The organism is Kitasatospora sp. NPDC101157 (assembly GCF_044768255.1).
GTDB lineage: Bacteria > Actinomycetota > Actinomycetes > Streptomycetales > Streptomycetaceae > Kitasatospora.
Genome location: NZ_JBIWPL010000043.1, coordinates 31,731 through 40,994 on the forward strand (window position 1 = coordinate 31,731; position 9,264 = coordinate 40,994).

A 9,264-nucleotide genomic window follows, 5' to 3' on the forward strand; every position below is an offset into this window, starting at 1 on the left:
AGCCCCACCCGCGCCCGCCGACCACAGGACTGCCGGAGGCCCGCCGCATGCTCGACGACACCCTGCTCGACGACCCGGCCGCCCTCCAGCGCGCCGACCGCGACCGCGCCCTGCTGGCCCTGGCCGGCGCCGGTGCCCGGGTCCGCACCGCGCTGCGGCAGGCCGACGCGGCCGGTCTCGACCGGCTGCGCCCGGACGGCCGACCGCGCGCCGTCCTGGTCGCCGGTCACGGCAGCGCCCTGACGGCGGCCGAGATCCTCGCCGTGCTCGCCGGCTCCGCCACCCTGGTCACCCCGCTGCCGCCGACCGAGGCCGCCGCGCCGCGCGCCGACCGGGCCGGTGCCCCGCCCGCCTTCACCGCCGGGCTCGGCTGGCAGCTGCCCGGCTGGGCCGGCCCGCTCGACCTGCTGGTGGTCAGCTCCGCCGACGGCGGCGAGCAGGGCCTGATCAGTCTCGCCGAGCAGGCGTACGCGCGCGGCTGCGCCGTCGTGGTCACCGCCCCGGCCGGCAGCCCGCTGGCCGAGGCCGCGCTGCAGGTGCGCGCGCTGCCGCTGCCGTACGTCGCCGCGGTGCTGCCCGACGAGGGGCCGGCCGTCGCGCCGGCCGCCGAACCGGACCTGCCGGCCGAGGACCCGGCCGCGCTGTGGTCCCACCTGACCCCGCTGCTGGCGCTCGCCCAGAAGCTCGGCCTCACCCAGCTGCCGTACGACGCGCTGCCGGCCGTCGCCGACCTGCTGGACGCCACCGCCGTGCGCTGCCGCCCGGACGCCGCCGCGTACACCAACCCGGCGAAGGGGCTGGCCGCCCGGCTGGCGGGGACGGTCCCGCTGCTGTGGGCCGAGGGCCCGGTCGCCGGCGCGGCCGCCACCCGGTTCGCCGCCCAGCTGGCCGACCGGGCGGGCCGCCCGGCGCTCGCCGGGTCGCTGCCGCAGGTGCTCACCGCCCACCGCGGCATGTTCACCGGCCAGTGGGGCGGCGGCGCGGACCCGGACGACTTCTTCCGCGACCGGGTCGAGGAGCCCGACCCGCTGCACCTCCAGGTGCTGCTGCTGCGCCACGTCCCCGGCACCGGACCCTCGGAGGAGCAGGACGGCCCCGTCGAGGTGACGGAGGACGACGAGCGGCCGCGGAGCTTCGGCGTCAGCCGGGCGCACCGGCTGGCCGCCGCCCACGAGGTACGGCTGACCGAGTACGCGAGCACCCTCCCGGACCAGCTGCACGCGCTGGCCGACCTGATCGCGCTGACCGACTTCGCCGCCGTCTACCTGGGGCTCGCCGCCGCGCAGTCCTGAGCGCTCTGCCGATAGGTTTGGGCGCGTGAGCGAGCGAGCCGTCGACGGGTGCGGGTGGGCGAATGAGTACTGAGGGCGGGACGAAGGCACTGGTGGCGGCGCTGTCCGCGAACCTGGCGATCGCGGCGGCGAAGTTCACCGCCTTCGGCTTCACCGGCTCCTCCTCGATGCTGGCCGAGGGTGTGCACTCGGTGGCCGACTCCGGCAACCAGGTGCTGCTGCTGATCGGCGGCAAGCGGGCGCGCCGGGCGGCGGACGAGGAGCACCCGTTCGGGTACGGGCGCGAGCGCTACGTCTACGGCTTCCTGGTGGCGATCGTGCTGTTCAGCGTCGGTGGCCTGTTCGCGGTCTACGAGGGCTGGCACAAGGTCAACCACCCCGAGGCACTGGAGTCCTGGGGCTGGGCGGTGGGCGTGCTGCTGTTCGCCATCGCGATGGAGGGCTGGTCCTTCCGCACCGCGGTGCGCGAGTCCGTCAAGGCCAAGGGCGACCAGGGCTGGGTGCAGTACATCCGCACCGCCAAGGCGCCGGAGCTGCCGGTGGTGCTGCTGGAGGACACCGGCGCGCTGATCGGCCTGGTGCTGGCGCTGGGCGGCGTCTCGCTCACCGTGGCCACCGGCAACGGCGTCTGGGACGGCATCGGCACCCTGTGCATCGGCGCGCTGCTGGTGCTGATCGCCGTGGTCCTCGCGCTGGAGACCAAGTCGCTGCTGCTGGGCGAGTCCGCCGACAAGGAGTCGGTGCGGCGGATCCGGGCCGCGCTGGTGGACGGCGAGGCCGTCACCGGGGTGATCCACATGCGCACCCTGCACCTCGGGCCGGAGGAGCTGCTGGTCGCCGCCAAGATCGCGGTCAACGCGGAGGACAGCGCCGCCCGGGTGGCGGCGGCCATCGACGCGGCGGAGGACAGGGTCCGGGCGGCCGTTCCGCTCGCCCGGGCGATCTACCTGGAGCCGGACGTCTACAGCCCGGAGAAGGCCGCCGCGGGCGAGGACCCTGCCGCCACCCCGGGTGGCCCCGGGCCGGCCGCGGCGCACTGACGCGCCGTCCGCCCGGCCCGCGGACGGCACCCGGGCGGCACCGGACGGCTCCCGGGCGGCACCCGTTCCGGAGCCCGTTCCGGTGCCCTCGGGCCGGGGTCGAGCGGCGGTCGGATCGGCGACCGAAATCGGTCATCCGCGGACGCCCGGTGGGGCCGCCGGTGTAGATTCGTCACCAGAGCCAGAACGTCGCTGCTGATGGCGGTCGATCGGCGGTCCGTGCCCCCAGGGTGTGCGCCGGTCGAGGGAGAGAGGTCCTCCGACGGTTTGTGCTGCGCAGCGGGGAACCGCGGTCCGCACCACCGGACCGGGTCGCCCCGGCGTCGCCGTGCACCCGGACGGCCCGCCACGCGCAACGCACATCCGGACCTTGGCCCCGCCCCACCCCATCAGCGAGGAGCAGACGCATGTCGACCGACATCACCGGTGACTTCAAGGTCGCCGACCTTTCCCTGGCGCCGTTCGGCCGCAAGGAGATCCAGCTGGCCGAGCACGAGATGCCCGGCCTGATGGCGATCCGTGCCGAGTACGCCGAGGCGCAGCCGCTGGCCGGTGCCCGGATCACCGGCTCGCTGCACATGACCATCCAGACCGCCGTGCTGATCGAGACCCTGACGGCGCTCGGTGCCGAGGTCCGCTGGTGCTCCTGCAACATCTTCTCCACCCAGGACCACGCGGCCGCCGCCATCGCCGTCGGCCCGGAGGGCACCCCGGAGAACCCGCAGGGCGTGCCGGTCTTCGCCTGGAAGGGCGAGACCCTGGAGGAGTACTGGTGGTGCACCGAGCAGGCGCTGACCTGGCCTGACGGCAAGACCCCGAACATGATCCTGGACGACGGCGGCGACGCCACCCTGCTGATCCACAAGGGCGTCGAGTTCGAGAAGGCCGGCGCCGCTCCGGACCCGTCCACCGCGGACAACGACGAGTTCCGGATCATCCTGGAGCTGCTCAACCGCACCCTCAAGGACACCCCGAACAAGTGGACCGAGGTCGCCGCCACCATCAAGGGCGTGACCGAGGAGACCACCACCGGTGTCCACCGCCTGTACGAGATGCACCGTGACGGCCAGCTGCTGTTCCCGGCGATCAACGTCAACGACTCGGTCACCAAGTCGAAGTTCGACAACAAGTACGGCTGCCGCCACTCGCTCATCGACGGCATCAACCGCGCCACCGACGTCCTGATCGGCGGCAAGGTCGCGGTCGTCTGCGGCTACGGCGACGTCGGCAAGGGCTGCGCCGAGTCGCTGCGCGGCCAGGGCGCCCGCGTCATCGTCACCGAGATCGACCCGATCTGCGCGCTCCAGGCGGCGATGGACGGCTACCAGGTCGCGACCCTGGACGACGTCGTCGAGATCGCCGACATCTTCATCACGACCACGGGCAACAAGGACATCATCATGGCCTCGCACATGGCCCGGATGAAGCACCAGGCCATCGTGGGCAACATCGGCCACTTCGACAACGAGATCGACATGGCCGGCCTGGCCAAGCTCGACGGCATCGTGAAGACCGAGATCAAGCCGCAGGTCCACGAGTGGCGCAAGGCCGACGGCCGCACCATCATCGTCCTCTCCGAGGGCCGCCTGCTGAACCTGGGCAACGCGACCGGCCACCCGTCCTTCGTGATGTCCAACTCCTTCGCGAACCAGACGATCGCCCAGATCGAGCTGTTCACGAAGACCGAGCAGTACCCGATCGGCGTCTACGTGCTGCCGAAGCACCTGGACGAGAAGGTCGCCCGTCTGCACCTGGACGCGCTGGGCGTGAAGCTGACCACCCTGACCCAGGAGCAGGCCGACTACATCGGCGTCCCGGTCGAGGGCCCGTACAAGTCGGAGCAGTACCGCTACTGATGCGGTGACGCTGCAACGCCGGTGGCCGGCACCCCCCGTGGGTGCCGGCCACCGGCGCGTCCGACGTGTGCCGTCCACACATGTGCCGTCCGGCTGTTCAGCGGACGAACACGTCGGTGGTCCAGTCGTGCTCGTTCCCGCCGATCGGCTCGGTGCGGGAGAGCAGCCCGGACAGTCCGCCGATCTGCTCCAGCGCCGACGGTACGGCCCCGTACACATTGGCGCAGACCCAGACCCCGTTCCGGGCCTCGCAGGTCGGGGCGGGGGTGGGGTGCCCGGACGGCATGCTGCCGGGCTCGTCGGTGTCCGGCCGTAGTTCGAGGGTGACGGCAGCGCCCTGGACCTTGAAGTTCAGGAAGAGGTTCCAGGCTCCCCGACCGCCCGGGTCCGGGCGGGAGAGCTGCACCACGTCGGGAGTGCCGAACTCCTCGGGCAGGCCGGTGAACTGGACCGGCAGCGGGACGTCCCGGTGCCCGTACTTGACGCCCTCGGCCACCTTGCGGAGCACGTCGCGGCCAGTCTGCTCCGGGGTGCCGTTGCCGGCACTGACCTCCGCCCAGCGGCCCGAGGGCGTCAGCCAGCGCAGCGACCACGTCGTGGACCCCACGGTCGCCCAGTAGGCCGTCCGCCCGTCGACCGGCGGGGCTTCCTCGCGCACCAGGTGCGTGCCGCCCGGGATCGCCTGACCCTCCATCGGCGGCTCGGAGCCGGCGGGATAGAGCTGGAGGTTCAGGCGCGGGATGCTTCGGCCGGTGTCCTTGGCCGCGGTGTAGACGCCCTGGGACTGGATCTCGCGGTCGATCCGGCCCGGTTGGTCCACCCAGTCGGGCAGCCAGCCGTACGAGACCTCGGTGCTGAGCGGGTCCGCGGTGGCAGCTCGGGTGGCGGTCGGGGTGGACGACGGCGTCGCCGTACCGGTGACTGCCGGGAGGGTCTGACCTGCCGGGATCGTGGTGCCGGGCTTCATCAGCATCGTGGCCGTGAGGGCCGCGGCCGCCACCACGGCCACCGCGCCGGCCGCGGCCCGGTAGCGGCGGTTGAGGCGGGCCCTGCCCCGGGCGATGGACGTGGTGACGTCGAAGCCGGCGGGCGGGGCGGGTTCGTCGGCCAGGTCCGACAGGCGGGCGGCCAGCTCGTCGTGTTCGGCGCGGATCATGACGTCCTCCCTGTTGCAGCGGGGATGGGAACGAGATTGCGGCGGAGCGTCTCCAGGGCACGCGCGCTCTGGCTCTTCACGTTGCCGGAGGAGCAGTTGAGCGCCTCGGCCGCCTGATCGATCGACAGGTCGCAGTAGTACCGGAGCACGACCGTCGCGCGCTGGCGCGGCGGGAGCGCCGCCAGGGCCTTGCGCAGGTCGAGTGAGACGTCCAGGTCGATGCTCGCGGCCGCGATGTCCGGCTCGGTGCCGGTCCGGACCGTCCGGCGCCACCAGGAGGTGCGCTGCTCGGCGAGGAAGGTGTTGACCAGCGTGCGGCGGGCGTAGCCGTCGAGGTTGTTCGCCCGGCTCGCCTTCGACCAGTGCACGTACAGCTTGGTGGTGGCCTCCTGCACCAGGTCGTCGGCCCGGTGCCAGTCCCCGCAGAGCAGATAGGCGACCTTCCGCAGCCAACCGCTCCTGGAGGTCACGTACTCCGTGAACTCCGCGTCGCGCGTCTGCTTCGCCATCCGCACCCCCCTCTCTCGTGGTGGCGGCGTCTCTTCCGCGCCGTCCACCCCCCTAATGCGCTCGGCTCCGCGGAACGTTGCACGCGGACGCGCACGTAGGCTTTCGGGCATGCCCAATGGCCGGTACTCGCTCCACGACACCCATGACCACGTGCTGCTCGGCGAGGAGCGTTTCAGCTGCGCGCCCGGGGCGGCCGGGTGGCGGTACGTGTCCAAGACCTACGCGCCGGACGGCCGGGTGCTCGGCAGCGTCGACCTGACGCTGGACTCGCGCGCCCGGCCGCTGCGCATGGAGCTGCGGGCCGGTGGCTGGCAGGTGCGGGGCGGCGCGGTGGACGGGGTGGCCTGGGTCCGTACCGACGCGGCGGACCCGGGCGGCGAACACGCGGTGGAGGGGCACGACCGGGCGCACGGCTTCACCGGGAGCTCGCCGGCCTTCCTGGTCGCCACCGCCCGGATGCTGCGGCTGAGGGAGGGGGCGAGCGCGCGGGTGCGGCTGGTGGCGTTCACCGAGCCGGTGCTGGCGCCGCGCACCTTCGACCAGGGGTGGCTGCTGGAGGGGGTGGACACCCACGGGACCGACTCGGGGCCGCTGGTGGTCGAGCGGTACCAGGTGGCGGACCTGGAGACGGGGGAGCAGCAGGTCGTGCACCTGGCGGGGGACGTGGTGCTGGCGGCGGCGGGGATCGAGCTGGAGGAGCTGGCGTCGCCGCCGAACGCCTGGACGGTGGGGGAGTGAGGGGAGTGGGCCGAGGCGCGTGCGGGCTCAGGCCGGAGGGGCGAAGCCTGCGTCGGGGGCGGACTGCGCGGGTGCGGGCGGCTGCGCGGGTGCGGCGGGTTGCGCGGGCTTGGTGAAGGAGGGGGCGGCGGCTGCGGCCGCCGGTACCGGCGCGGGCGCCGCGGGCATGCCGAGGACACGGTACGGTCGGCCGCCGGGCATGACCGCCGGGTGCGGGGCCGGCGCGTGGACGGGCGCCGCCGCCGCGAACTGCTGCTGGGCGCGCATCCACTCCCGGCGCTGGCGCTCGGTGAGCACCGCGCCCAGGTAGGCGGCCGGGTGGAGACCGTGCGGCATCGGGTGTCCGATCCGGCCGGCCAGGTCCTCGGCCAGCCCGGCGGACATCCGGAAGCTCACGCTCGGGTCCAACTGGCCGATCCGGCCCAGCAGTTGGCGGGTGGTGAGCCAGAGCGGCTCGGGCACCGCGGAGAGGTCCATCGCGACCAGCTCGCGGCCCATGTCGTGCAGCAGCTGCGGGTGCACCGGCGGCAGCGGGCCGGCGTGCCCGCCGACACCCGGGGTGCGCTCGCGGATCACCACCGTCCCGGCGAAGATGTCGCCGAGCCGCTTGCCGTCCGGGTTCAGCGCGGAGGTGATCACGGCCGGGGCGCCGGTTATCGCGATCACCTCGAAGAAGCCGACCAGCCCGCGCACCAGCGAGTGCCGGAACCGCACCGGCCCACCGTCGGTGCGCACGACCCGCAGGCCGAGCGCGGCCTTGCCGAGCGAGCGCCCGTGGGTGAGGGTCTCGATCATCACCGGCAGGGCGACCAGGAAGAACACCGTCATGCCGAGCATGGTGGCCGCGAGCGCCGCACTGTCGAGGTCGGACAGGGCGACGCTCATCACCAGTGTGCAGATGAACAGGGCGGCGAACTCGACGAGCAGGTCGAGCACGATCGCCAGCGCCCTGCTCGGAAGCTTCGCCGTCTGCAGGTCGAGGACGACTGCCTCACCCGTCACCAGGTCGCTCAAGACACCTGTCCGTTCACGCTCACGCGGGACGGGGGAGCGCGGTCCGATCGGCCCCCCACTGCCCGCTCTCCGCAGTCTGATCCGCAGCCGCAAACATACGGCGCCCGGTGGGCGCACGGGAAGTGAGATCCCGGCGGCCGAACCGGTGGCTGCTGCTGGCATGCTGGGCCCGCACGTGTCCGTACGTACCTGCCCGACCGCGCACGCGCGCCTCGCGCCATCGCCGACCATGGAGCCGCCGAATGGACCTGGACGTCTTCGTCGCCACCCACCAGGGGGAGTGGGCCCGGCTGGACGCCCTCGCCCGTAGGCGCCGGCTCAGCGGCGAGGAGGCCGACGAGCTCGTCACCCTCTACCAGCGCGCCACCGGCCACCTCGCCAAGGTCCAGGCCGCCGCCCCGGACCCGGCACTGATCGGCCGGCTGACCGGGCTGGTCTCGCGGGGCCGCAGCGCGGTGACCGGTGCCCGGACCAACGGCTGGCAGGACGTCGCCCGCTACTACACGGTGAGCTTCCCGGCCGCGCTGTACCGCGCCCGCCGCTGGTGGGTGCCGGTGGCGGCCGTCTCGATGGCCGCCACCGTGCTGCTCGCCTGGTGGATGGCCACCCACCCCGAGGTCCGCAACAGCCTCATCACCCCCGACGACCTGCGGGAGATGACCCGCCCCGGCGGCCAGTACGAGGCCTACTACTCGGACCGGCCGGCCAGCTCCTTCGCCGCCCAGGTCTGGACGAACAACGCCTGGATCGCCGTGCAGTGCCTGCTCTACGGGATCGCGCTGGGCATTCCCGTGCTCCTGGTGATGTGGACCAACGTGGTCAACCTGGGGGTGGGCATCGGACTGATGGCCTCCGCCGGGCGGCTCGACGTCTTCCTCGGCCTGCTCATCCCGCACGGCCTGCTGGAGCTGACCGCGGTCTTCGTGGCGGGCGGCCTCGGCCTGCGGCTCGGCTGGACGGTCATCGACCCCGGTCCGCGTACGCGCACGGTGGCGCTGGCGGAACAGGGCCGGTCGATCATCGGGATGTCGATCGGCCTGGCGACGGTGCTGGCGGTCTCCGGAGTGCTCGAAGCCTTCGTGACGCCGTCCGGGCTGCCGACCTGGGCCCGCATTTCCATCGGTGTGCTGGCCGAGGTGGCCTTCCTCCTGTACGCCCTGGTGCTCGGCCGAAAGGCCGCCGGGGGCGGAGAGTTCGGTGATGTGGACGCGGCCGACCGGGCGGACCTGCAGCCCGTCGCGGCCTGAGCCGATGTGATCAACAGGCCGCTGACCTGCTAGTCTTCTCGCATCCCGGCCAAACCATTGACGTGGTGAGGGTGGGCTAGTAGGTTTGAACGGTTGGGAGCGACTGGACAACGGTCGGGCCCGGGCGTTAGTGTCTACGACACCGCCGAAATCGAGGCGAGCGTGTTTCACGAAATGCGCCCCCTCCGACGAAGCAAATCCCCCCGGACTGAGCACACCGGAAGCTTTGATAAGCTTCCGAGCGAAGTTCGAAGGAAATCCCCCCAGCGGGAATCGGATGAATGAAACTCCGGAAAACGGAGCGGAAAACATCTGGTAAGCTGGAAACACGAAAGAACGAAGCGCCCGGAGGGCCCGCTGGAAGGCGGTCCGAAGGAAGCGTCCGTTCCTTGAGAACTCAACAGCGTGCCA

8 protein-coding genes are annotated in these 9,264 nt (G+C 72.7%); 5 read left to right on the forward strand and 3 right to left on the reverse strand.

Annotation, left to right across the window (positions count from 1 at the left end; translation table 11 throughout):
• Positions 1–47: 47 nt before the first annotated feature.
• From ACIRVF_RS41055 to ahcY, 3 genes are all read left to right on the forward strand, one after another.
• On the forward strand, positions 48–1,292 hold the full coding sequence (locus tag ACIRVF_RS41055; RefSeq protein ID WP_402829842.1) for an SIS domain-containing protein: 1,245 nt from the start codon (positions 48–50) through the stop codon (positions 1,290–1,292).
• Positions 1,293–1,354: 62 nt separating this feature from the next.
• Entirely contained in the window at positions 1,355–2,332 is a 978-nt protein-coding gene (locus ACIRVF_RS41060) for a cation diffusion facilitator family transporter (protein ID WP_402829845.1), read from the forward strand.
• 407 nt (positions 2,333–2,739) lie between these two features.
• Entirely contained in the window at positions 2,740–4,188 is a 1,449-nt protein-coding gene (gene ahcY / locus ACIRVF_RS41065; RefSeq protein WP_402829847.1) for an adenosylhomocysteinase, read from the forward strand.
• 97 nt (positions 4,189–4,285) lie between these two features.
• Here ahcY and ACIRVF_RS41070 read toward each other — a convergent pair whose 3' ends face one another.
• Entirely contained in the window at positions 4,286–5,344 is a 1,059-nt protein-coding gene (locus tag ACIRVF_RS41070) for a hypothetical protein (RefSeq protein ID WP_402829850.1), read from the reverse strand.
• Positions 5,341–5,853 (reverse strand): SigE family RNA polymerase sigma factor, encoded by a 513-nt coding sequence (locus tag ACIRVF_RS41075; RefSeq protein ID WP_402829853.1) that lies wholly within the window; start codon positions 5,851–5,853, stop codon positions 5,341–5,343. The genes ACIRVF_RS41070 and ACIRVF_RS41075 overlap by 4 nt, the downstream gene beginning before the upstream one ends.
• A gap of 109 nt (positions 5,854–5,962) precedes the next feature.
• Between ACIRVF_RS41075 and ACIRVF_RS41080 the strand changes: the two genes are divergently transcribed.
• Positions 5,963–6,592, forward strand: a complete 630-nt coding sequence (locus ACIRVF_RS41080) for a hypothetical protein (protein WP_402829854.1) — start codon at positions 5,963–5,965, stop codon at positions 6,590–6,592.
• A 27-nt stretch (positions 6,593–6,619) separates the two neighbouring features.
• Here ACIRVF_RS41080 and ACIRVF_RS41085 read toward each other — a convergent pair whose 3' ends face one another.
• Positions 6,620–7,606 (reverse strand): RDD family protein, encoded by a 987-nt coding sequence (locus ACIRVF_RS41085; protein ID WP_402829856.1) that lies wholly within the window; start codon positions 7,604–7,606, stop codon positions 6,620–6,622.
• A gap of 242 nt (positions 7,607–7,848) precedes the next feature.
• Between ACIRVF_RS41085 and ACIRVF_RS41090 the strand changes: the two genes are divergently transcribed.
• A complete protein-coding gene (locus tag ACIRVF_RS41090; protein WP_402829859.1) occupies positions 7,849–8,853 on the forward strand; it encodes a stage II sporulation protein M in 1,005 nt (334 codons plus the stop codon).
• Positions 8,854–9,264 lie beyond the last annotated feature (411 nt).